The 24,193-nt window shown below is 64.7% G+C and carries 18 protein-coding genes; 13 read left to right on the top strand and 5 right to left on the bottom strand.

Annotation, left to right across the window (positions count from 1 at the left end):
* Positions 1-3 precede the first annotated feature (3 nt).
* On the bottom strand, positions 4-1,908 hold the full coding sequence (locus JF70_RS04135; protein WP_045935390.1) for a bifunctional ADP-dependent NAD(P)H-hydrate dehydratase/NAD(P)H-hydrate epimerase: 1,905 nt from the start codon (positions 1,906-1,908) through the stop codon (positions 4-6).
* Positions 1,909-2,041: 133 nt separating this feature from the next.
* On the opposite strand from JF70_RS04135, the gene JF70_RS04130 reads away from it, so the two are divergent.
* Positions 2,042-2,731: an MgtC/SapB family protein gene (locus tag JF70_RS04130; RefSeq protein WP_015021846.1), complete on the top strand. Its 690-nt coding sequence runs from the start codon at positions 2,042-2,044 to the stop codon at positions 2,729-2,731.
* A gap of 24 nt (positions 2,732-2,755) precedes the next feature.
* Here the strand turns inward: JF70_RS04130 and JF70_RS04125 are convergent, their stop codons facing one another.
* Entirely contained in the window at positions 2,756-4,357 is a 1,602-nt protein-coding gene (locus JF70_RS04125) for an ABC-F family ATP-binding cassette domain-containing protein (protein ID WP_045935389.1), read from the bottom strand.
* A 117-nt stretch (positions 4,358-4,474) separates the two neighbouring features.
* Positions 4,475-5,644 (bottom strand): TspO/MBR family protein, encoded by a 1,170-nt coding sequence (locus tag JF70_RS04120; RefSeq protein ID WP_045935388.1) that lies wholly within the window; start codon positions 5,642-5,644, stop codon positions 4,475-4,477.
* Positions 5,645-5,826: 182 nt separating this feature from the next.
* On the opposite strand from JF70_RS04120, the gene JF70_RS04115 reads away from it, so the two are divergent.
* From JF70_RS04115 to hemH, 12 genes are all read left to right on the top strand, one after another.
* Positions 5,827-6,429 carry a DNA-3-methyladenine glycosylase I gene (locus JF70_RS04115; RefSeq protein WP_045935387.1) on the top strand — a complete coding sequence of 201 codons (603 nt, stop codon included), beginning with the start codon at positions 5,827-5,829 and terminating at the stop codon, positions 6,427-6,429.
* A 162-nt stretch (positions 6,430-6,591) separates the two neighbouring features.
* A complete protein-coding gene (uvrA, locus tag JF70_RS04110; protein WP_045936115.1) occupies positions 6,592-9,513 on the top strand; it encodes an excinuclease ABC subunit UvrA in 2,922 nt (973 codons plus the stop codon).
* Positions 9,510-11,810, top strand: coding sequence for an excinuclease ABC subunit UvrC (gene uvrC / locus JF70_RS04105; RefSeq protein ID WP_045935386.1), 2,301 nt, complete (start codon positions 9,510-9,512; stop codon positions 11,808-11,810). Before uvrA ends, uvrC begins: the two co-directional genes overlap by 4 nt.
* Before the next feature lie 61 nt (positions 11,811-11,871).
* On the top strand, positions 11,872-12,831 hold the full coding sequence (locus JF70_RS04100; RefSeq protein WP_045936114.1) for a shikimate dehydrogenase family protein: 960 nt from the start codon (positions 11,872-11,874) through the stop codon (positions 12,829-12,831).
* Between the two features lie 2 nt (positions 12,832-12,833).
* Complete coding sequence (rapZ, locus tag JF70_RS04095; RefSeq protein ID WP_156149590.1) at positions 12,834-13,727, top strand: RNase adapter RapZ; 894 nt, start codon at positions 12,834-12,836, stop codon at positions 13,725-13,727.
* A 120-nt stretch (positions 13,728-13,847) separates the two neighbouring features.
* Positions 13,848-14,807, top strand: a complete 960-nt coding sequence (gene whiA, locus JF70_RS04090) for a DNA-binding protein WhiA (protein ID WP_045935384.1) — start codon at positions 13,848-13,850, stop codon at positions 14,805-14,807.
* A gap of 79 nt (positions 14,808-14,886) precedes the next feature.
* Positions 14,887-16,083, top strand: a complete 1,197-nt coding sequence (locus tag JF70_RS04085; protein ID WP_024628061.1) for a phosphoglycerate kinase — start codon at positions 14,887-14,889, stop codon at positions 16,081-16,083.
* 90 nt (positions 16,084-16,173) lie between these two features.
* Positions 16,174-16,956 carry a triose-phosphate isomerase gene (tpiA, locus tag JF70_RS04080; RefSeq protein WP_045935383.1) on the top strand — a complete coding sequence of 261 codons (783 nt, stop codon included), beginning with the start codon at positions 16,174-16,176 and terminating at the stop codon, positions 16,954-16,956.
* A gap of 60 nt (positions 16,957-17,016) precedes the next feature.
* The gene (gene secG, locus JF70_RS04075) at positions 17,017-17,265 is read left to right on the top strand and encodes a preprotein translocase subunit SecG (protein WP_045935382.1); all 249 of its coding nucleotides are present in this window, start codon (positions 17,017-17,019) and stop codon (positions 17,263-17,265) included.
* A 232-nt stretch (positions 17,266-17,497) separates the two neighbouring features.
* Entirely contained in the window at positions 17,498-18,256 is a 759-nt protein-coding gene (gene hemQ / locus JF70_RS04070; RefSeq protein ID WP_045935381.1) for a hydrogen peroxide-dependent heme synthase, read from the top strand.
* Positions 18,257-18,260: 4 nt separating this feature from the next.
* Positions 18,261-19,658: an MFS transporter gene (locus tag JF70_RS04065; RefSeq protein WP_045935380.1), complete on the top strand. Its 1,398-nt coding sequence runs from the start codon at positions 18,261-18,263 to the stop codon at positions 19,656-19,658.
* A complete protein-coding gene (hemH, locus tag JF70_RS04060; protein ID WP_045935379.1) occupies positions 19,651-20,574 on the top strand; it encodes a ferrochelatase in 924 nt (307 codons plus the stop codon). Before JF70_RS04065 ends, hemH begins: the two co-directional genes overlap by 8 nt.
* 104 nt (positions 20,575-20,678) lie before the next feature.
* Here the strand turns inward: hemH and tal are convergent, their stop codons facing one another.
* Positions 20,679-21,788 (bottom strand): transaldolase, encoded by a 1,110-nt coding sequence (gene tal, locus JF70_RS04055; RefSeq protein WP_029678820.1) that lies wholly within the window; start codon positions 21,786-21,788, stop codon positions 20,679-20,681.
* 155 nt (positions 21,789-21,943) lie between these two features.
* Positions 21,944-24,046 carry a transketolase gene (tkt, locus tag JF70_RS04050; RefSeq protein WP_045935378.1) on the bottom strand — a complete coding sequence of 701 codons (2,103 nt, stop codon included), beginning with the start codon at positions 24,044-24,046 and terminating at the stop codon, positions 21,944-21,946.
* Positions 24,047-24,193 lie beyond the last annotated feature (147 nt).

The following is a 24,193-nucleotide window of genomic DNA, read 5'->3' as shown; positions in this document are numbered from 1 at the left end:
GCTCTAGAACCAGAGCGAGCTGTTTTCGAAGAACTGAGAGGCATCGTCCCCATCTTGAATGGGTTCGATCGGTTCAGCAGCCCCCTCGGCTCTGGACATGACCAGCCCTATGGCCTTGGGTAGGGCATCGGCCACCTGCCCGGCACGGATCGGTTGCCCCATGCGTCCTGCAACAGTCCCCTGGCCCTCCGGCTGGTTGTCCTCGGCTACCAGATCCGCAAAGTCCTGGGGCTTGCGGGGGTCGAAGATCAGCGGCTGCTCCCAGCCGGTCTGCCTGCCGCCACTGGCCAAGGAGCCAGCCAGTCCATGCAGGAAGGCCGCAGCAGCCGTCAGATCAACCATCAGCGTGGCATCATCCTGGATTGGTCCGGCGTTCTGGGCCAGCATGGCTCCGATGGTGCCGGAGAGTACATCCCCTGATCCGGCCGTGGACAGCCAGGCCGGGCCGAAGCCGGTGGTCATGACCCGGGGGCGGTCGGTGCCGTCCTCGCCGACGACCAGTGTGATGGCCCCCTTGAGCAAAATGGTGGCTCCGGTCAGCTGGCAGGCGCGGACAGCCCAGCGCAGGGGTTCGGCCATGACCTGGTCGCCGTCCACGTTCTCACCGTGCGAGTTGAGAAGGGCGGCCATCTCGCCGGCGTGCGGGGTCAGTACGGTGCGCGGTCCCAGCCGGTCCGGCAGCAGATCCAAGGCTCCGGCATCGGCCACCACCGCCGGATCGGCTGCTGCCTCGTCCTCGTCCAGGTCCGCGGCCTGTCGATTGAGTATGTCGGCAATCAGATCCCGCTGACCGTCCTGGCCTTCAGGACCGGCGGCCTCCTGGGCCTGCCGGGTGGGCACGCCCGAACCCAGCACCCAGGACTCGACCCGTCCACGGCCCAGGACCGTTTCGGGCAGCTCCTGCAGGATCAGGTCGCCCACCTGCTCGGGGCCGCAGTAACGGATCATGCCCACGTTGCCACTGGCCGCCGCTCTGCTGGAGAGCAGCCCCGCGCCATGGTAGAGGGCGGACCCGGTGACCAGACCGACCACGCCCCTGGTGTACTTGGTGTCATCCACCCTGGGCGCCCGCAAAAGTCCGGCGCAGTCCTCAACGCTCATGCAGGAGACGCTGGGGACCAGGGCCGAGGTGTCGAAGCCGAAGTCCACCAGGACGACTCTTCCGCAGACGTAGGCGGCCGGGGGAAGCATCAGGCAGGGCTTCATGGCCCCCATGGTCACGGTCACATCCGCCGGTATGTAGGCCCCGGGCAGGGTGCCTTCGTCCACGTCCAAACCGGAGGGAGTATCCACGGCCAGCACCAAGGGCCCATCCTGACCGGCGGGGTCGTGCCAGGCGGGCCTGTCGGGCAGACCGCTCTCCATGCCCAGTTCCGCGGCAAGAGCGGCGGGGATGCCGCGCAATGCACCTTTAAGGCCGATACCCGTCATGGCATCGATGATCAGATCCGCCTGCCGGCACAGCTCCAGGGCCTGGTCCAGCTCCTCTGAGGCCTGGTCCGGTCCTGTCGGCGCCTCGCAACCGGGGATGGCCGCCTGGGGGTCCAGGGCCGTGACCACTCCGCCGGCGCGCAGAAGGGCATCCAATCCGCCCTGGTGCAGGCTCCGCCCGGTCGCCACCACCGTCACATCGGCCCCGTGCCCGGCCAGGTCAGCCGAGGCATAGAGCCCGTCGCCGCCGTTGTTGCCGGCCCCTGCCAGCAGGACGATTCTGGCTTCTGCCGGCTCCATCCCGGCCTGGGTCAGCATGACGTCGGCCACGGAGGCCAGGGATCCGGCGGCAATGCGCATCAGGGGCACCCCGTCGTCCAAAAACGGCTGCTCCAGGGATCGGATCATGTCGGCGGAATAGGCGCTGGTGGCCAGGGTCCGCCGGGCTTCGCGGCGTTCATCTGGTGACGGCTTCATGGCATCACACCCCTCATTCAAAAGGTCCACGTGCGGCGGCGCGACCGGCCACGTGCTGGCTCCACTCTATCCGATGGCCTTGTCCTGCAAGCGTTATAAGGTCTGCCTATTTACGAGGGCAGGAAAGGAAATCATGCAGGGATTCGCGATGCCGAATCAAGGCCAGATTATGGCAGTGGTCCTGACGGTGGTGCTCTGTGGCCTGATCGGCTTCGAGCGCGAATTCCTCAAACACGACGCTGGCATCCGCACCCACATTCTGGTGGGCCTGGGCAGCTGCCTGTTCACCATGGTCTCCCTCTATGGCATCCAGGCCGCTGTAGGAAACTATTCCTGGGATGCCTCGAGAATCGCGGCCGGGGTGGCCTCGGGCATCGGCTTCATCGGCGCCGGAGTCATCTTCTTCAACCATGATTCGGTCAAGGGTCTGACGACGGCCAGCGCCATCTGGGTGGCCGCCGCCGTGGGCATGGCCTGCGGGGTCCAGCTCTTCGCCATCGCCATCCTGGCCGTCGTCTTCTACTTTCTGGCTGTCCTGGTCATCGCGCCCATCCTCAAGTGGTTCCTGCGCAATCGTCAGAACACGGTCCTGCGCATCGTATATCAGGACGGCCACGGCTGTCTGCGCGAATCCCTGCTGCTGGCCACCCGCATGGGCTTCGAATCCCGGGTGCTGACCATCCACGAGCTGCACCGGGATGCCTGGAAGGGCGCCGATGTCACCGTCAACCTGCTGGGCAAGGGGGACGTGACCGAGCTGGTCGAATCCATAGGTCAGACTCCAGGGGTCAAAGGGGTGGAGGTCCTGGGGGAGGACGACTGACCCGCTTTTCGCCATTGTGGCTACCTACTCTTCGGCAACCAGATCCAGGTAGTCGTCGCTCCAGAGGTCCTCATCACCGTCGGGCATGAGCAGCACCCGCTCGGGGTTGAGCGCCTTGACGGCCCCCTCGTCGTGGGTGACCAGCACGATGGCCCCCTCGTACTTGGCGATGGCCTTGAGTATCTCGTCGCGGGAAGCGGGGTCCAGGTTGTTGGTGGGCTCGTCCAGCAGCAGGACGTTGGCCCGGCTGGTCACCAGGGTGGCCAGGGCCAGTCGGGTCTTCTCGCCGCCCGAAAGCACCTTGGTGGGCTTCATGGCGTCGTCCCCCGAGAAGAGGAAGGAGCCCAGGATGGTCCGCGCCTGGGTGTTGTCCAGATCAGGGGCCACATGCTGCAGGTTCTCCAGAACGGTGACGTCGTTATCCAGTGTGTCATGCTCCTGGGCGAAGTAGCCGATCTTGGCCCCGTGCCCCAGGGTCACCTTGCCCGTGTCGGGCTGCTCGATGCCGGCCAGCAGGCGCAGGGTGGTGGTCTTGCCAGCGCCGTTGTATCCCAGGATGACCACCCGGGAGCCCTTGTCGATGGCCAGATTGATTCCGGCGAAGACGATGTTGGATCCGTAGGCCTTGGAAAGGTCCTCGGCCATGATGGGCGTGCGGCCGCAGGGGGCAGGATCCGGGAAGCGCAGGTCGGCCACCTTTTCGGCCTTTTCCGCCTCCTGGGTGTCGGCCAGCAGGCGCTGGGCGCGGCGCATCATGTTCTGGGCGGCCACGGCCTTGGTGGCCTTGGCGTGCAGTCGGATGCCCTGACGCATCAGACGGTCGGCCTTCTTCTCGGCCACCTCCCGTTCGCGGCGACGGCGCTCCTCGTCCACCACCCGCTGGCGCAGGTAGGCCTTCCATCCCATGGTGTACATGTCGATGCAGGAACGCTGGGCATCCAGGTGCCAGATCCGGTTGACGGTCTCGTCCAGCAGCTCGGTGGAGTGGGAGATGATCAGGAAGCCGCCCTCGAATCGGCGCAGGTAGCCCTTGAGCCACTCGATGGAGTCGGCATCCAAATGGTTGGTGGGCTCGTCCAGAATCAGGGTGTCGGCATCGGAGAAGAGGATTCTGGCCAGCTCGACCCGTCGGCGCTGACCGCCGGAGAGGGTGCCCAGTGCCTGCTGCAGGGTCTCCTGGCTCAGCCCCAGGCTCTCGCCCATGACGATGGCTTGAGACTGCGCCGCATAGCCCCCGGCGTTCTCGAAGTCCTGCTGGGCCTTGTCGTAACGCTTCATGGCCTTTTCCATGATCCTGGGGTCAGGATTGGTCATCTCGGTCTCTGCCTTGCGCATCCGCTGGACGATGGATGCGATGTCCCTGGCGCTCATGACCCTGTCCAGGGCGCTCTGCTCGGAGTCGCCCGCATGGGTGGACTGGGGCAGGTACCCCAGCTGTCCGGTCACCCGCACCTTGCCGGCCGAGGGGAGCATGTCGCCGGTGATGACCCTGGTCAGCGTGGTCTTGCCGGCGCCGTTGCGGCCCACCAGGCCGATCCGGTCGCCCTTGGTCACATGGAAGTCGGTGGCTTGCAGGAGTAGTCGGGCACCTATTCGGATCTCAAGTCCCTGCGCCTCAATAGCCATGCCGCCTCCGACCCCGCTTTCCTTATGGATTCAAAACTTGCAAGGGACCATGGTAGCAAGAAGCAAGCCCCGCCAGTGCGTCTCGGCTGACGGGGCAATGGATGGATCATGGATGGGTCAGCGGCGGACCAGCCTGAACTTGCTCCAGGGGAAGTAGACCAGGAAGGCGCCCACGGCGGTCAGCGCGATGACCAGCACGCCCATGGCGGCCGCGAAGGAGAATATCCTGATGCCGATGCCCAGGCAGGCCCAGATGGCCACCAGGCCGAAGACCCAGTCCTTGCCATGCCTGTTCATCAGGTAGGCGACGGCCAGGAGGGCGCCGACCACGATGATGGTGGCGAATCCCTGGACGGCATTGCCGACCCTGTGTCCGGCGACCACCATGTATCCTGCGTTGACCAGGGTGGCCACGCTCAGCCAGCTGGCGTAGATGGACAGGGGGATCCAGTCCAGGGCCTTGGCTGCGGTGGGGGTCCCGGCCTTGGTGGCGTCCCTGCGCACCAGGGCGTAGAGCATCCAGGCCAGCACGGTCAGAATGAGGATGATGACCAGGGCCCAGAAGTTGCGCTCCATGTGCCACAGGGCCAGCCAGGCGATGTTCAGACAGCAGGTGGCCACGAAGAGCAGCCCGCTCAGCGTGAAGGGCATGAAGCCAAGGCGTTTGCGGCTGGGGCCGGCCAGGCAGAAGCGGAAGAGCCAGATGGCCAAGGCGATGTAGATGACGCCCCAGATGGCGAAGACGTATCCGGCAGGCATGATCCACAGGTCGACCTTGCGTGCCAGGCCGCCCACGGTCGTGCCATGGAAGTGGTAGACCTCCGCATAGCCGTTGAAGCCCACCATGGCCACCCAGGCCACCCAGAGCAGGATGTCCTCGAAGATCTTCCAGCCACGTCCCTTGGAGGACTCCTGCGCTGCTTCATTTTCATTGCCGCTGCGATCAGAACGAGTCCCGCCTCCGTTGGCGGTCTCCTCGGCACCGGTATCCCCAGCCGACGACTTCTTCGACGAATCACCGGACTGCTTGGTTGTGGCACCCGAAGGCGATGAACCTGAGCTGGATGAATTTGAGTTGGATGAATTTGGAGTTGTTGCAGCCGAAGATGCCGAACTGCTATTCCCCGAATTCCCAGCTGCCGTTGCCGACCCTGCCGCTGTGGAAGACTTGGACGACGAATCTGAATTCGACTGGCTGCCCTGCATGGCAGGGGAGGTGCGCTTGGCCCTCTCGACCGGGTCCTCGTCGTCGGTCCAGAGTCTGCGCGGATTGTCCTTGTCAGTCATGGCACATGCTTCCTCTCCTTGCCGGCCGCAACCGTACTGCCGCCGTGGGGATTGCCCCGGGCATGGGCGACCGGCCTCTGCTCCAACTCTAAATCGGCCCACCCGACTCAGTGGTATTGACCACCCGGTCCGGGCCTCCGTCGGTGCTAGCCTGAACCCAAACACTGGATAGGGGAGTGCGAATGACCGAACCCTTATATCGATGCGACTGGGCACAGGTGGACGACCCGCTCATGCGCAGCTACCACGACCATGAGTGGGGCCGCCCCCTGCACGGCTCCCAGAGGCTCTTCGCCATGCTCTCCCTGGAGATATTCCAGTGTGGGCTCAGCTGGCAGCTGGTCCTGCATCGCCGCCAGGCCCTCTTCAAGGATTTCGACAACTTCGATATTCAGGCCGTCGCCGCCTTCGATGCCGACCGCATCGACCGTCTCATGGCCGACCCGGCCATCATCCGCAATCGTCGAAAGATCGAAGCCACCGTGGCCAATGCCGCCCTGATCGCCCGCCGATTTCCCGGGGAGGGATTCGACCGCTACTGCTGGTCCTTCACTGGCGGCCGGACCATCAACCACGACTACACGGACGATCCTTCAATACCGCGCTACGACCACCTGTCGGCCATCGTCTGCAAGGACATGCGCGACCTGGGCCTGCGCTTCCTGGGACCGGTGACGGTCCACTCCTTCCTCCAGGCGGCCGGCATGATCAACGACCACCAGCACGACTGCTTCCTCAACGGCTGCGGCCATCCGCCCCTGAATCCGCCGGACCAGGCCATCTAAGCCGTCATCGAACACCTGTTCGAATTATTCGGCCCCGGCGATATTATGGTCAGGCTTTGGCCTCAGCCTTGGCCATGGGTCTTCAGGGAAGCGGATGGGAAGCACGTGAAGCAGCAGAACAAGCCTAAGTCGACAGTGGACGCGGCCATCGAGAACCCGCGCATGATCGAATCCAAGGGGTCCCTGGTGGCGGACCTGTCCATGGTGCCCAACGACCGCAAAATCGTCATCCAAGGGGCCCGGGCCCACAACCTCAAGAACGTCAACCTGTCCATACCCCGCAACAGGATGGTGGTCTTCACCGGTCTGTCGGGCTCCGGCAAGTCCTCCCTGGCCTTCGACACCCTCTTCGCCGAGGGGCAGCGCCGCTACGTGGAATCCCTTTCCGCCTATGCCCGTCAGTTCCTGGGGCAGATGGACAAGCCCGATGTGGACTTCATCGAGGGTCTGAGCCCGGCCGTCTCCATCGACCAGAAGACCACCAACCGCAACCCCCGGTCCACGGTGGGCACCATCACCGAGGTCTACGACTACCTGCGCCTGCTCTTCGCCAGGACCGGCATTCCCCACTGCCCTGTCTGCGGGGCCGAGGTACGCGCCCAGACACCACAGCAGATCGTCGACACCCTCATGTCCAGACCGGAGGGGACCCGCTTCCAGCTGCTGGCACCCATCGTCAAGGGCCGCAAGGGCGAGTTTGTGGAGACCCTGGAGCTTCTGCGCTCCGACGGCTACTCCCGGGCCATCATCGACGGGGACATGCACCAGCTGTCCGACTCCATCAAACTCACCAAGCAGAAGAAGCACACCATCGAGGTGGTGGTGGACCGGCTGGTCATCCGCGAGGGCATGCGCCAGCGGCTGACCGACTCCGTGGAGACAGCACTGAGGCTGGCCAAGGGGACCGTGGTGGCCGACTTCGTGGATCTGGATGCCAAGGACCCCGAGCGCCGCCAGCCCTTCTCCGAGAAGCGGTCCTGCCCCAACGGCCACGAGCTGGAGCTGGACGAGATCGAGCCCAGGACCTTCTCCTTCAACGCCCCCTATGGAGCCTGCCCGGCCTGCACCGGCCTGGGATTCAACCTGGAGATCGACCCCGAGCTGGTGGTGCCCGACCCGGAGAAGAGCCTCAAGGACGGGGCCGTGGAGCCCTGGAGCGGCACCAAGAGCCAGCAACGCTTCTACGGCCATCTGCTGGACGGCCTGGCCAAGGAGATGGGCTTCTCCACCTCGACCCCCTGGAAGGACCTGCCCGAGGAGGTCCGTCATGCCGTCATGTACGGGCACGACTTCAAGGTGGACGTCTCCTACCGGAACCGCTGGGGCCGCCTGCGCGAGTACACCACCGGGTTCGAGGGCGTGGTCCGCACCCTGATGCGCCGCCACGACGAGACCGACTCGCAGCCCATGAAGCAGTATTACGAGTCCTATATGCGCGAGGTGCCCTGCCAGGTCTGCCAGGGCAAGCGCCTGAAGCCCGAGGTCCTGGCCGTGACCGTGGACGGCCTGTCCATCGCCCAGGTCTGCGACATGGCCGTGTCCGCCAGCCTGAAATGGGTGGAGGGCCTGCACATGGAGGGCGCCCTGGCCAAGATCGCCGGCGAGGTCCTCAAGGAGATCCGCGCCCGCCTGCGCTTCCTCAACGACGTGGGTCTGAACTATCTGACCCTGTCCCGGGCGGCGGCCACCCTCTCCGGCGGCGAGGCCCAGCGCATCCGCCTGGCCACCCAGATCGGCTCGGGCCTGGTGGGCGTCATGTACGTGCTGGACGAGCCCTCCATCGGCCTTCACCAGCGGGACAACGACCGGCTGATCAAGACCCTGCAGCGGCTGCGCGACCTGGGCAACACCCTGATTGTGGTCGAGCACGACGAGGACACCATCCGCCAGGCCGACTGGCTGGTCGACATCGGCCCGGGGGCCGGCGAGCATGGCGGGGAGGTCATCTTCTCCGGGCGCTCGCAGGACCTGGTCAAGGCCTCCCGCTCAATCACCGCCGACTACATCGCCGGTCGCCGTTCCATCGAGGTGCCCAAGCGCCGCCGAAAGACCAGCAAGACCCGTCAGCTGACCGTGGTGGGGGCTCGCGAGAACAACCTGAAGAACCTCAAGGTCTCCTTCCCGCTGGGGGTCATGACCCTGGTCACCGGCGTCTCCGGCTCCGGCAAATCCACCCTGGTCAACTCCATCCTCTATCCGGTGCTGGCCGACCAGCTCAACAACGCCCGCATCGTGCCCGGCAAGCACACCCGGGTGGAGGGCGTGGACCAGGTGCGCAAGGTCATCCATGTGGACCAGAACCCCATCGGCCGCACCCCGCGCTCCAACCCGGCCACCTACACCGGCGTCTGGGACAAGATCCGCCAGCTCTTCGCCAAGACCCCCGAGGCCCAGGTGCGCGGCTATGGTCCGGGCCGCTTCTCCTTCAATGTCAAGGGCGGCCGCTGCGAGACCTGCCACGGTGACGGAACCATCAAGATCGAGATGAACTTCCTGCCCGACGTCTACGTGCAGTGCGAGACCTGCCACGGCAAGCGCTACAACAGGGAGACCCTGGAGGTCACCTACAACGGCAAGACCGTCTCGGACGTGTTGGATATGCCCATCGAGGAGGCCGCCCACTTCTTCAAGGCCTATCCCTCCATCGCCCGCTACCTGGACACCCTGGTGGACGTGGGCTTGGGCTACATCCGTCTGGGCCAGCCGGCACCCACCCTGTCCGGAGGCGAGTCACAGCGGGTCAAGCTGGCCACCGAACTACAGCGGCGCTCCGACGGCAAGACCGTCTACATCCTGGACGAGCCCACAACGGGCCTGCACTTCGAGGATGTCCGCAAGCTGCTCAAGGTCCTGCACGGCCTGGTCGACAAGGGCAACACGGTCATCGTCATCGAGCACAACCTGGATGTGATCAAGACCGCCGACTGGATCATCGACCTGGGACCGGAGGGCGGCGACGGCGGCGGCACCGTGGTGGCCCAGGGCACTCCCGAGCAGGTGGCCGCCAATCCGGACAGCTGGACCGGCAAGTACCTCAAGCCCATGCTTGATCCCGCCAAGGTCGCCAAGGCTGCACGATCATGACCCGCAGCTGCTTCGAGCGGCACACGCCGCAGGTATGGCGACGCACCGCCCAAGCCCTGGAGGAGGAGTCCGCCACCGGCACCACGACCGGCGTCAACAAGAACGGCGCGCCCCTGCTGGGGGACAGCCGGGACCTCTTCCGCCCCAAGACCTCCGACATCCCCACCCAGCCGGGCGTCTACAAGTGGCGGGACGGCGACGGCCGGGTCATCTACGTGGGCAAGGCCAAGAACCTGCGCAACCGTCTGACCAACTACTTCCAGCCCTTGGAAAACCTGCACCCGCGCACCCAGACCATGGTGCTGACGGCCCGGAGCCTGGAGTGGACCGTGGTGGGCACCGACCTGGAGTCCCTGACCCTTGAATACACCTGGATCAAGGAGTTCGATCCACACTTCAACGTCAAGCTGCGCGACGACAAGACCTACCCCTACCTGGCCGTCTCCGTGGGCGAGGAGTTCCCCCGGGTGTGGATGACCCGCGTGCGCAAGCGGCACGACACCCGCTACTTCGGCCCCTACGCCAAGGTCTGGGACATGAAGCACACCCTGGATGCCCTGCTCAAGACCTATCCGGTGCGCACCTGCACCCCCGGCGTCTTCCGCAAGGCCAAGCTCAGCGGCCGCCCCTGCCTGCTGGCCTCCATCGGCAAGTGTTCGGCACCCTGTGTGGGCCGGATCAGCGCCAGCGACCACCGACGTCTGTGCACGGAGCTGACCGGGGTCATCACCGGAAGGCTGGGCAAGAGCTACCGGGCCGGGCTGACCAGAAGCATGCAGAAGGCCAGCAAGGAGCTGGACTTCGAGAAGGCCGCCCGTCTGCGCGACCAGATCGCCATGCTGGACACGGTCATCGAGCAGAATGCCGTCGCCTTCGCCTCCAACGTGGATGCGGACGTCTTCGGCGTGGCCTCTGACGAACTTGAGGCCTCGGTCCACGCCTTCTTCGTGCGCTCGGGAGCCATCCGGGGCGAACGCAACTGGAGCGTGGAGCGGGTGGAGGACGTCTCCGACAGCGAGTTGATCAGCGACCTCCTGGTGCAGGTCTACTCGGACCTGATGAATGAGAACGACAGCGAGTTGCACAAGCTGCCCGGAGATTCAGATACCCAGGTCTCCATCAGCCAGGACAGGGATGCCATGGGCTCCACCCAGAAGGTCACGGCCCTGGACGCCGAAGCCCGGGCCAAGGCCACCAGGAGCCGACACCAGCATCAGGATCAGACCGGACGCGCCGACCTGTTGGCCCCCATCTCGCCGGTGCCTCCCGAGGTCATCGTCCCCATCCAGCCGGATCGGACCGGCGACCTGCAGGAGTGGCTGCGTGAGCTGCGCGGTTCCGCAGTGACCATCCGGGTGGCCAGCCGGGGTGAGAAGAAGTCCCTGATGGACCGGGCCAATGCCAACGCCCGCCAGGCCCTGCAGCGCAGCAAGCTCAGCCGCATGAGCGACATGGGCACCCGAACCCAGGCCATGAACGACGTGGCCAAGGCCCTTGGGCTGGACCGCGCCCCGCTGCGCATCGAGTGCTACGACATCTCCAACACTGTGGGCGGCCAGTTCCAGGTGGCCTCCATGGTGGTCTTCGAGGACGCGGTACCCAAGAAGTCCGAATACCGTCGATTCGCCATCCGCGGCGAGGACGGCAAGGGCGCTGTGGACGACATGAGCGCCATCTACGAGACCCTGACCCGACGCTTCCGCCACGGCAACATCGCCGGCGACAGCGGTGACAGCATGGAGGCTGAGCGAAAGGCCAGCGACAAGGCACCCGAGTTGGTGGAGCAGGAGGAGGGCGCCATCGTCCAGCAGAACACCACCGCCCGTCACTTCGCCTACAAGCCCAACCTGGTCGTGGTCGACGGCGGCAAGCCCCAGGTGACCGCCGCAGCCCGGGCTTTGCACGACTGCGGGGTGGACGATGTGGCCCTGTGCGGCCTGGCCAAGCGCCTGGAGGAGGTCTGGGTGCCTGACGACGACTATCCCATCATCCTCAAGCGCCAGTCCGAGGGCATGTACCTGCTGCAACGGGTGCGCGACGAATCCCACCGGTTCGCCATCACCTATCACCGGCAGACCCGGCGCAAGGGTGCCCTGCGATCGGCCCTGGACGAGATTCCGGGCATCGGCCCCGCCTACCAGAAGAAGCTGCTCAATCACTTCGGTTCGGTCAAGCGCATGCGTCAGGCCTCCCAGGAGGAGCTGGAGGCCGTCAAGGGCATCGGCTCCGCCAAGGCCGAGGCCATCTACCGGGCCCTGCACAGTGACCAGGACCAGGCCGGGGACAGCCAGCGATAAAATGGCCCAGAAGGCTGGCAGAAGGCCATGCCCTGATCTTGATTGGTGCGTGATTGCAGACATGAATGGACCTGATTGTCGTTGTGCCGTTCTGGGCGACCCCATCAGCCATTCCCTTTCGCCCCTCCTACATCGCTCGGCCTACGCCGCACTGGGCCTGGACGGTTGGCGCTACGACCGTGTGCGCATGGACGCTGACGGCCTGGCGGACTTTATCCACGGGCTTGACCCGACCTGGGCCGGTCTCAGCCTGACCATGCCCCTGAAGAGTGCCGTTGGCCCCATGGGCGATTTTCGTGACTGCTGGTCCAGCACCCTGGGCGTGGCCAACACAGCAGTCTTTGCACAGGGCGGCCCAGCCAATGGGCTGTCTCTGTATAACACCGACGTGGAGGGAATTGTGGCCGCCCTGCTGGAGGCTGCCGACCGCTGCCGGGCCGACGAGGACCCTGACGAGTTGGCCGCCCTGCTTGAGGCAGCCGGTCAGGGTGGACAGGACCGGCTTCCCGACCAACCATACGGGGGAGCGCGGGCCCTGGTCATCGGCAACGGGAACACCGCCGAGTCCGCCTTCTGCGCCTTGAAGGTGCTGGGGGCCGAACATGTGGACCTGCTGGCCCGCAACCCAAAGCACTGCGACCACATGTTGGACCTTGCCTCCCGATTGGGTCTGCCTGAGCCAACCGTCACCGCCATGGACCAGGCTGAGGCAGCCGAAAGGGCCCTGACCAAGGGCGATATCGTCGTCTCCACCCTGCCTTCGGGTGCAGCCGATCCCCTGGCCGATTTGCTCAATACGGCTGATGGCGGCAGCCGCATGGGCCCGGTCCTTCTGGATGTGGTCTATGACCCACGGCCCACCCCGCTCATGAGAGCCTTCTGCCGTCGGCCGGGCGCCCGGGCCATCAGCGGTGAACGCATGCTGCTCTATCAAGCCGTGCGTCAGGTGGCGCTGATGACCGACCGACCCCTGGCCGCTGTACCGGTGGCCGCCATGGACCAAGCCTTGAGGGAGGAATGACGATGACGACGGAAAAACCGCCCTTCGCAGGCTTCGAGGTACTGCTGATCACGGGCATGTCCGGCGCAGGCCGCTCCCGCGCCGCCGACTCCATGGAGGACATGGGTTGGTATGTGGTCGACAACATGCCACCGCGCCTGCTGGTGCCCCTGGTCGACATGATGACCTCGGCCGGAAGCTCCCTGCACCGCCTGGCCGCCGTCATCGACGTCCGGTCCCGCTCCTACTTCGACGACCTGTCGGCCGTGCTCAGCCACCTGGACGACCTGGGCGTGCGCTGCCGCATCCTCTTTCTGGATGCCTCCGACCAGGTGCTGGTCAAACGCTATGAATCCGTCCGCCGACCCCACCCCCTGCAGGGCTCGGGCCGCCTGATCGACGGCATCCGCGAGGAGCGCCGCCTGCTGGGCGGGCTCAAGGAGCGTGCCGACATGGTCATCGACACCTCCAACCTGAGCATCCATCAGCTCTCCACCCGCCTGTACGAAATGGTCCTGGGCTCCGGCCCGACCACCGTGGGCGTGCACATCATGAGCTTCGGGTTCAAGTACGGGCTGCCCATCGATGCCGACTTCGTCGCCGACGTCCGCTTCCTGCCCAACCCCTACTGGATCCCCGAGCTGCGGGACCTGAACGGCCATGACGGCCCGGTCCGCGACTATGTGATGGCCAGCAAGGGCGCCAAGGAGTTTTTGGATGCCTACACCACCGCCATTCTGACCGCGCTCAGCGGCTATGCACGCGAGGACAAACACTATGTGACCATCGCCTTTGGCTGCACTGGCGGACAGCACCGCTCAGTGGCCATGGCCGACGCTCTGGCCGCCCGCCTGCGGTCCCGGGGAATGGAGGTGACCGTCTCGGCCCGCGAGCTGCCGCACCGTTCCCGCGGATAGCCAAAGGCGCAATTTGTCCAAGATATTCGGTATCACAGTAATCCGGTGGTTTGCACGGCAGGTGTGTCGCGCGGCCAGGAAGTATTCATTTTTCAGTATTTTTTCGTAGGAGGACGGCTCTTGGCCCTACTTGATGATGTCAAAAGCGAGCTGGCCGCGATTGACAACGAACCCCCCTCTGCCAAGAAAGCACAATCGGCGGCCATGATCCGCTTCGGCGGCGGACTGCACATCATTCAGCGTCACATTGTGGTGGAAGCGCAATTCGACTCCCTGCCGGCAGCGCAGTGGTTGCAGAACACCATCAGGGACGTCTACGGCCATGATTCCGATCTGATCCAGGTCAAGCGTCAGGCCCCCACCGGCAACCTGACCCGCTACTCGGTCCGCGTGCTGCGGGCTGGCGGTGCCCTGGCCCTGCAGACCGGTCTGCTGGACCGCCGCAAGCACCCGGTTCGCGGTCTTCCCGCCGATATCGTCTCCGGCAACATCGCCCAGGTCAAGGCCGCCTGGCGAGGGGCCTTCCTGGCCCATGGCGAGCTGTCCGACCCGGGCAAGGCCTCCTACCTGGAGATCGTCTGCCCCGGATCCGAGGCCGCCCTGGCCCTGGTGGGCGCCGCCCGCCGTCTGGGCATCAACGCCAAGGCCCGCCAGGTGCGTAGCTCCGAGCGCGTCACCCTGCGCGATCCGGACGTCATCGAACGCATGCTCAACCTGATGGGCGCCCCCAAGTCCTCCAGGGAGTGGACCGGCAAGCGCAGCGACGGTGAGTCCCGTGGTAAGGCCAACCGCCTGGCCAACTTCGACGATGCCAACATGCGCCGGTCGGCCAAGGCAGCCGTCGAGGCCAGCGCCAAGGTCACCAAGGCCTTTGAGATTCTGGGCGATGACATCCCCGAGAACCTGCGTGCGGCAGGCCAGCTCCGTCTGGACCACCGCGAGGCCTCCCTTGAAGAGCTGGGCCGCCTGGCCGATCCACCGGTCACCAAGGATGCCATCGCCGGACGCATCCGCCGCCTGCTGCAGCTGGCCACCAAGGTCGAAAAGAAGAGGGCCGAGGAACAGGCCAAACAAGAGTGAGATAGCTCACACAGGTCGGTCTGCCTGAGTACCATGGCAGGGGAGCGGGCGCATGGACCCGCAGTCAGAAAGGATACGCATGAAAACACTGAAGAGCCTCGGTGACCTCAAGGGCAAGCGCGTGCTCGTCCGCGCGGACTTCAATGTGCCGCTGGACGGCACCACCATTACGGACGACGGTCGCATCCGCGCCGCCTTGCCAACCATCGAGCAGCTTCGTGGCCAGGGCGCCAAGGTCATCCTCATGGCCCACCTGGGTCGCCCCAAGGGCAAGGTCGTCCCCGAGCTGAGCCTGGCCCCCGTGGCCGCCCGCCTGGGCGAGCTGCTGGGCGTGCAGGTCCCTCTGGCCGAGGACACCTACGGTCCCGATGCCCATGCCAAGGTGGCCGCCATGAACGACGGCGACGTGGTCCTGCTGCAGAACGTGCGCTACAACCCCGAGGAGACCAGCAAGGACGAGGCCGAGCGCGATGCCTATGCCCGCAAGATCGCCGACCTGGGTGATGTCTTCGTCTCCGACGGCTTCGGCGTGGTCCACCGTGCCCAGGGCTCCAACTACTCCGTGGCCAAGTTCCTGCCCTCTGCGGCAGGCCTGCTGGTCGAGAAGGAGGTCAAGGCCCTGTCCAAGGCGACCGAAAACCCCGAGCGGCCCTTCACTGTGGTCCTGGGCGGCTCCAAGGTCTCCGACAAGCTGGGCGTCATCGAGAACCTGCTCAGCAAGGCCGACCGTCTGGTCATCGGCGGCGGCATGGTCTTCACCTTCCTCAAGGCCGAGGGCTATGAGGTCGGTTCCTCCCTGCTGGAGGAGGATCAGGTCGATACCGTCAAGGGCTACATGGCCACCGCCCGCGAGAAGGGCGTGGAGCTGGTCCTGCCCACCGATATCGTGGTGGCTGACGAGTTCAAGGCGGATTCGCCCCACCAGGTGGTTCCTGCCGACGGCATCCCCGCGGACAAGATGGGTCTGGACATCGGCCCCGACTCCCAGAAGCTCTTCCACGACAAGATCGTGGACTCCAAGACCGTGGTCTGGAACGGCCCCATGGGCGTCTTCGAGTTCCCGGCATTCGCCGATGGCACCCGGGCTGTGGCCCAGGGTCTGGTCGATGCGACCAAGGCCGGAGCCTTCACCATCGTCGGCGGCGGCGACTCCGCTTCTGCCGTGCGCAACCTGGGCTTCCCCGAGGATGGCTTCTCGCACATCTCCACCGGCGGCGGCGCCTCCCTGGAGTTCCTTGAGGGCAAGGAGCTTCCGGGTCTGAAGGTACTGGAGTAGAATCGGCAGACAGACGGGCAATGCCGGGTCACCGGGTTTCGCATCCGGCGGCCCGGCATTGCTGTTGTTGCGCGGATGGAAAGGTCTGGTATGGCACGCATTCCCCTGGTGGCCGGCAATTGGAAGATGAACTTCGACCACCTGGAAGCCACCTATTTCGTGCAGAAGCTGGCCTGGCTCCTGCGCGACGCCCATTTCGACCGCAGGCGCTGCCAGGTGGCTCTCATGCCCGCCTTCACCGCCCTGCGTTCCGTCCAGGTGCTGGTGGAGGCCGACAACCTGCCCATCGAATACGGGGCGCAGGCCGTCTCCGTCACCGCACAGGGGGCCTTTACCGGGGATGTGTCCGCCGACATGCTGGCCCAACTGGGCTGCAGTTACGTCATAGTGGGCCATTCCGAGCGGCGCAAGTACCATCCCGAGGACGATGCCAACATCGTCGACCAGGTCCGGGCCGTCCTGGCTGCGGACATGAAGCCCATCCTCTGCGTGGGGGAGAGCTACGAGGAGCGTCGCCAAGGCATCCAGCTTGACTTCGCCGTTGGTCAGGTCAACGATGTCACCCGAGACCTGGCCAAGGAGGACATGGACAACCTGATCGTGGCCTACGAGCCGGTCTGGGCCATCGGCACCGGTATGGTGGCCACTCCGGATACCGCCCAGCAGGCCGCCCGGGCCATCCGCGATCACATTTCAGGCAAGTTCGGAGAGTCTGCCGGCCAGGCCGTGCGCATCCTCTACGGCGGCTCGGTCACCTCCAAGAACGCCTCCCAGATGATCACCCAGCCGGACGTGGACGGCTTTCTGGTGGGCGGCGCCTCCCTGGATGTGGAGGAGTTCGCGCGGATTGTGCGACTGGCCGCCAAGGGCTGATGCGTTTTTCGACGGGTGTATGTATACTTGTTTCCAGTTCCTTACGTGGAGGTATGTGCCGTGGCCATTGTCAAGATTGTGCTTCAAATCGTCGTCATCCTCGCCAGCATATTGCTGACCATGCTGATTCTGTTGCACAAGGGCAAGGGCGGCGGCCTGTCCGATATGTTCGGCGGTGGAATCGGCTCCAACGCCGGCACCTCGGGCGCAGCCGAGAAGAACCTGAATCGTCTGACCATTATCGTGGCCCTGATCTGGGTGGCCATCATCATCGCCTTGGATCTCATTTCCAAGTACAAGCTGGCCTGATTCCGACAGACAATACCTGAAATACCCGACCCCGGCATCGACCGGGGTTTTTCCATATCCGGACGACTTTGGTTCAAGACCTATAGTCCTTGACTATTACCACAATATGTCATTCACTATGCACCGATAATCCAACGATTCAGTCGCTCAACGGATAAGGTGGAAACGGTGTGCCGGATGAGCGGCGCATCACACAATGCCGTGCAAGCTAAGCAAGCGAAAGGAAGTGCTCATGGCTGAGCAAGCTGCACCGAGTCTGGAGGGCTGGTTTTGCCTTCACCTCTTCTGGAAAATCGATTGGGCCAAGTGGCGCCGAGTGCCCCAGGACGAACGCCGGGAATGCCTGGATGAGTTCAAGGCCCTGGCCGCACAACTGGACGAGGTCCAGTCCCAGGGCAAGGGAAGCCATTACTGGTGCCAGGTCAACGGGCAGAAGGCCGACCTGGGCCTGATGGTCCTCAGGGAGACCCTGGATCAGCTGCAGGAGGTCGAGACCTCCCTGGAGAAGCTGCGCCTGTCCGATTACCTGGAGCCGACCATCTCCTATGTGTCGGTCACCGAGGTGGGCCTCTACTCGGGCAAGCCGACCACGGACCGTGGCTGGTCCTACGTCAATGCCAGCCTGCATCCCAAGACGCCCGACAAGCCCTACATCTGCTTCTACCCCATGTCGAAGACCCGTGTGCCCGGAGCCAACTGGTACACGCTGCCCTACGACCAGCGCAAGGCCTACATGCACGACCATGGCAAGATCGGCCGTTCCTACGCCGGCAAGGTCTCCATCATCCTGACGGGTTCCATCGGCCTGGACGATTACGAGTGGGGTGTCACGCTCTTCGCCGACGACCCTGTCCAATTCAAGAAGATCGTCACCGAGATGCGCTACATCGAAGCCAGTTCCATCTACGGCGAATTCCCCTACTTCCTGGTAGGCACCCATACCGATCCCGAGCGCATCGACAGGCTGCTCACGGACCAGATGGGACAGTAACACCATGTCGACAAGAGAGAGAAGATCGATCCTTTCCACGCCCATATGGTTCTTCATGGTCATCGTCTTCATCACCCAGCTGGATGGGGGAGCGGTGCCGACCATGCTGCCGTCCATCACACGGACCTTCGGCCTGACCACCATGGGCTCCTCCTGGGTGGTCGGACTCTACACCCTGGGACTGGTGGTGGGCACCCCCATCACCTCCAACCTTTCCGACGCCCACGGGACCAGGAAGGTCTTCCTCTGGGAGCTGGCCTTCTGGTTCCTTGGATGTCTGATGACGGCGGTCTCGCCCAACTATGCGGTCATGCTGCTGGGCCGGTTCATCCAGTCCCTGGGAGACAGCGGCATCATGGTCCTGTCCATGAACGTCCTTCTGCAGCGCGCCCGCAGGAACAACCAGGGCAGGAAGGTCTCCACGGTGGGCATCATCGCCGGCCTTTCCGCCATGGTCAGCCCGGTCCTTTCGGGCATGCTCCTGGGCATCACCCACGGATGGCGGGCCTACTACTTCATGATGCTGCCCTTCCTGGCCATCCTGTTTATTCTGGCCTGGTTCATGATGGGCGACTCCCAGACCGACCGCGCCTGGAAGACCGACTACCTGGGCCTGGGCTCCTTCAGCATCGCCCTGGCACTGCTGATGGTGGCGATCACCTTCCTCCAGTACGGAACCGCCTATCTGGCCCTGATCATCGGGTGCTTCCTGGTCACAGTGGTGGCCGGCGCGGTCTTCCTGGTGCATGAGCGCAATCTGGGCGGTTCAAAGGAAACCATGCCCTTCCTGCCCATCCGCCTGCTGAAGCTGCCCTCCTACGGGCTCACCCTGCTGCTGGGAACGCTGGGAGGCATGTTCTTCTCCCTCTTCGTCTACATTCCGACCTATGTCCACTCCGTCTTCGGGCTCCCGGTCCGCTCGGCCGGCATGGTCATGGTCGGCGTCGGGCTCGGCTCCGTGGTCGGGTCCTGGCTGGGCGGTCTCCTGGTCGACAAGTTCGGCTACCGGACCACGCTCGTCTTCTCCTCATCGCTGATAGGCCTGATGGCCCTGGTGATCACCCTGACCCTGCACAATCTGCAGCTCTTCATGGTCCTGTCCTTCCTGATGGGGGTCGGCATGGGCTCCATGATGTCCTCGCCGCTCCAGGTCATCGCCGGAAGGCTGGCCGGGCCCGAGAACCGCATGCAGGCCATCGGCGGGCTGTCGGCCTGCAAGAAGATCGGCACCACCATCGCCCCCCTGCTCTTCGCCTCGGCCATTGAGCTGGGCAAGGCGGGTGGACAGGCCGGGCTGGCCTCCTACAGGAACATGTTCCTGGTGGTCATCGTCATAGCCCTGGTCAATATCGGCCTGACATACTGCATTCCATTTTCACAGAAAGAAGTTGCTGATGACTGAACCTACAGCAGTCCTCCTCATGGCTTACGGCACCCCCTACCAGGAGTCCGACATCAGGGGGTACTACACCAACATCCGCCATGGGCAGGAGCCGCCCAAGCCGCTCATGGACCAGCTGGTCGGCCGCTACAAGGCCATCGGTCTGCCCTCGCCCCTGGCCAGGATCACCACGGCCCAGCGCGACGGCCTCCAGGCTGCGCTGGACAAGGCCCATCCCGGCGCCTACAAGGTCTACGAGGGGCTGAAGTACATCACCCCCTTCATCCAGGATGCGGTCGACCAGATCGCCGCCGATGGCATCACCAGGGTGATCGGCCTGCCGCTGGCCCCGCAGTACTCCTCCTATTCGAGCGAGGACTACCACAACCGCGCCCGCAAGGCCATCGAGGCCCATCCGGGCATGGAGTACCTGCCGGTCCGGTCCTGGTGGAACCACCAGGAGCTGATCCACTTCTGGAGCGACCAGCTGGTAGCCAAGAAGGATCTGACCGACCGGCCGGACACCAAGGTGATCTTCAGCGCCCACTCCCTGCCCCTGCGCATCATCCAGGGAGGGGACCCCTACAAGGATGAGGTCATCGGTCTGTCCAATGCCGTGGCCCGGGCAGCCGGTCTCAATGAGGACCAGTACATACTGGCCTGGCAGTCGGCAGGCCGCACCGAGGAGCCCTGGATCGGGCCTGATTTCGTCACCGTGGCCAAGGATCTGATCACCGAGAGCGGCATGAAGACCATTGTCTCCGCCTCCATCGGATTCATCGCCGACAACCTGGAGATCTGCTACGACGTGGACATGGAGCTGGCCAAGGCCATCGAGTCCGCCGGCGGCACCCTGACCAGGCTGAACATGCCCAACGACAGCCCAGCTCTGATCGCCACCCTGCGGCAGGTGGTCGAGGAGGCCAAGGCAGAGTAGTCACACCTCTGCTTGAAATATAGTTGAGATAATAATTGTGCCCCCGTGCGGTTTGAGCCGGACGGGGGCACAATTATTATTGGCAGCGACTGTCAGTCAGGCGCTCAGCCGTTGACGCGGTCGATGCCCTTCTGCACGTCGGAGAGGACCGAATCCCAGGAGTCGATGAAGGCGGCGACGCCATCGGCCTCCAGCTTGTCGGTCACATCCTTGATGTTGATGCCCAGGTCTGCCAGCTTCTGCATCACCTGGTGGCTCTCCTCGTAGGTGCCCTTGACCGAGGGAGCGCCGTTGCCGTGATCGGCCAGAGCGTTCAGGGTCTTCTCAGGCATGGTGTTGACTACGTCAGGGGCCACCAGCTCGTCCACGTACTTGCAGTCGGAGTAGGCGGCGTTCTTGGTGCCGGTGGAGGCCCAGAGCGGACGCTGACGCTTGGCGCCCTTGGCTTCCAGGTCGGCCCAGCGGGGATCGCTGTCGAAGGCCTTCTCGAAGAGCTCGTAGGCCAGGCGGGCGTTGGCAACAGCGGCCTTGCCCTCCAGGGACTTGGCCTCGTCAGAGCCGTTGGCCTCCAGCAGTTTGTCAACCGCAGTGTCCACGCGGGAGACGAAGAAGGAGGCGACCGAGCCCATGTGCTTCAGGTCATGGCCGTTCTTGTCGGCCTGGACCATGCCCTCGATGAAGGCGTCGATGACCTGTTTGTAGCGCTCCAGGGAGAAGATCAGGGTCACGTTGACCGAGATGCCCTTGGCCAGGGTTGCGGTGATGGCAGGCAGGCCCTCCAGGGTGGCGGGGATCTTGATCATGGCGTTGGGACGATCGACCTTGTTCCAAAGCTCTTCGGCCTGCTTCTCGGTCTCCTCGGTGTTGTGGGCCAGACGAGGATCGACCTCGATGGAGACGCGTCCATCCACATAGTCGGTCTTCTCGGCGACCTCGCGGAAGATGTCGGTGGCGTTGCGTACATCGGTGGTGGTCAGCTCGCGGACGGCCTGCTCAACGGGGATGCGGCCCAGCTGCTTGAGCTGTTCGTCATAGGGACCCACCTGGCTCAGGGCCTTCTGGAAAATCGAGGGGTTGGTGGTCACACCCACCACATTGCGCTCGGCGATCAGTTGCTGCAGATTGCCCGACTCGATGCGGGTGCGGCTCAGATCGTCCAACCAGATCGAGACACCTGAATCGCTGGTGCGCTGGGTGTTTGCATTTTCTGCCATCTTGTCACTCCTTATTTGGGTTCCCGATGGAATCACATTCACTATGCACTACCGGGAAGTCTGTTGCTGTATTCCCGCAGGCCCGCGTTTCGGGCGCTCCTGCAGGGGAGGGGGCCGGCGTCGCGGACGGCCCCCGATTGATCACGATGCCGGGTTCAGCGGGCCCGACGGACTTCCTCCAGGGAGGCCTGTGCTGCTTCGACCACATGATCGGCGGTGATGCCCAGGTCGCGCATGTTCTCGTCGCCGCTACCCTGCAGGCCGAACTGCTCGATGGAGACGGGCTTGCCATAGCTGCCCAGGTACTTGTACCAGGGTGTGGCCAGTCCGGCCTCAACGGAGACGCGGGCCTTGACGGAGGCGGGCAGAACGGCTTCCTTGTACTCGTCGTCCTGCTCCTCGAACCACTCCAGCGAGGGCACGGAGATGACGCGGGCCTTGACGCCCTGCTCGGCCAGGGTCTTGGAGGCGGCCACAGCGTGCTGCACCTCGGAGCCGGAGGCCATGATCAGCACATCCGGCTGGCCCTCGGTGTCGACCAGCACGTAGGCGCCCTTGCGCACGCCTTCGCGGGCCTTGGCCTTGGTCCCCTCCAGGGTGGGCACGCCCTGCCTGGTCAGGATCATGGCCGTGGGGTGGGTGTTGTCCTTCTCGAAGAAGGCGCGGTAGGCCTCAGCGGTCTCGTACTGGTCGGCCGGGCGCACAACCTCCATCTGGGGGATGGCGCGCACGGCGGTCAGGTGCTCGATGGGCTGGTGGGTGGGGCCATCCTCGCCCAGGGCCACGGAGTCGTGGGTCCACACATACAGGTTGGGGATGTCCATCAGGGCGGCCAGGCGCACCGAGGGGCGCTCATAGTCGCTGAACTGGAAGAAGGTCCCGTTGTAGGGCCTGGTGTCCGAACCCAGCAGGATGCCGTTGGTGATGGCACCCATGCCGAACTCGCGCACGCCGAAGTGCAGCTGGCGGCCGTACTTGCTGGCCTTGGGCCACTGGACGGTCTTGTCGGCCTCGGGGGCGAAGGAGACAGCACCGTTGATGTTGGTGTTGTTGGAGCCGCCCAGATCGGCGGATCCTCCCCAGAGCTCGGGCATGATGGGGGCCAGGGCGTTGATGACTGCGCCGGAGGCCTTGCGGGTGGCCACCTTGGAGCCGGGCTCGAAGCCAGCCTCCAGGTCGTCCAGGGCCTTGTCGAAGCCCTCGGGCAGCTTGCCGGCATGGATGCGGTCGTAGAGGTCGGCCTTGTCGGGGTTGGCCTTGCGCCAGGCCTGGTACTTCTCGTCCCAGTCCTTGTGGGCGGCCAGACCGCGCTGGGCGACCTCGCGGGCGTGAGCCAGGGCCTCCTCGTCAATCTGGAAGCTCTGCTCAGGGTCGTAGCCCAGGGTCTTCTTCAGGCCGGCGACGGCCTCGGCGCCCAGGGCTGAGCCGTGGGCTGAAGGATCGTTGGTCTTGCCGGGGGTGGGCCAGGCCATCAGGGTGTCCACCTTGATGAACTTGGGCCGGTCGGTGACCTGCTCGGCCTTCTCCAGGACGGCAGCCAGACCCTCGACGTCCTCCTTGTAGGAGCCGTCGGGCTGGATGAAGCTGAACTCGTCGGTGTACCAGCCGTAGGCCTGGTAGCGCTTGAGGATGTCCTCGCCCAGGGCGATGCGAGTGTCGCCCTCGATCTGGATGTGGTTGGCATCGAAGATGACGGTCAGGTTGCCCAGGCGCTGGTCGCCGGCCAGGGAGCTGGCCTCGGAGGAGACGCCCTCCTCGACGTCGCCCTCGCCGCAGATGACCCAGACCTTATGGTCGAAGGGGGACTGCCCCTCGGGTGCGTCCGGATCCAGCAGACCGCGCTCGTAGCGCTGACCATAGGCGAAGCCCACGGCCGAGGCCAGACCCTGGCCCAGCGGGCCGGTGGTCATCTCGATGCCGGGGGTCAGGCCGTACTCGGGGTGGCCGGGGGTCCTGGTGCCGGCGGTGCGGAAGCGCTTCAGATCGTCCAGGGTCAGTCCGTACCCGGAGAAGTAAAGCTGCACGTACTGGGTCAGCGAGGCGTGGCCGCCGGAAAGAATGAACCGATCACGCCCGACCCAGTCGGGGTCGTTGGGGTCGTGCCGGATGAAGTGCTGGTAGAGCGCGTAGGCGATGGGCGCCAGCGAAATAGGGGAGCCGGGGTGGCCGCTTCCGGCCTTCTCGACCGCGTCGGCCGAGAGGACCTTGGCCATCTTGACAGCCCGCTCATCGAGTTCGGACCATGTGAAATCTGCCATATGGTGCTGCTTTCCTTCCAATGTAGAGGTCTCCATGTTCGACTTGTGTCGAAAATGTTCGATTACCTTCACTATGCGTTTCCATCGTATCGGTTTGAGACGACACAATTCGGCTCTTCGCACGACGTTTTGGCACTCTCATGGCCC

Source organism: Bifidobacterium mellis (genome assembly GCF_000967265.1).
In the GTDB taxonomy this organism is placed as follows: Bacteria; Actinomycetota; Actinomycetes; order Actinomycetales; family Bifidobacteriaceae; genus Bombiscardovia; species Bombiscardovia mellis.
This window is presented reverse-complemented; position numbering and strand designations above follow the sequence as displayed.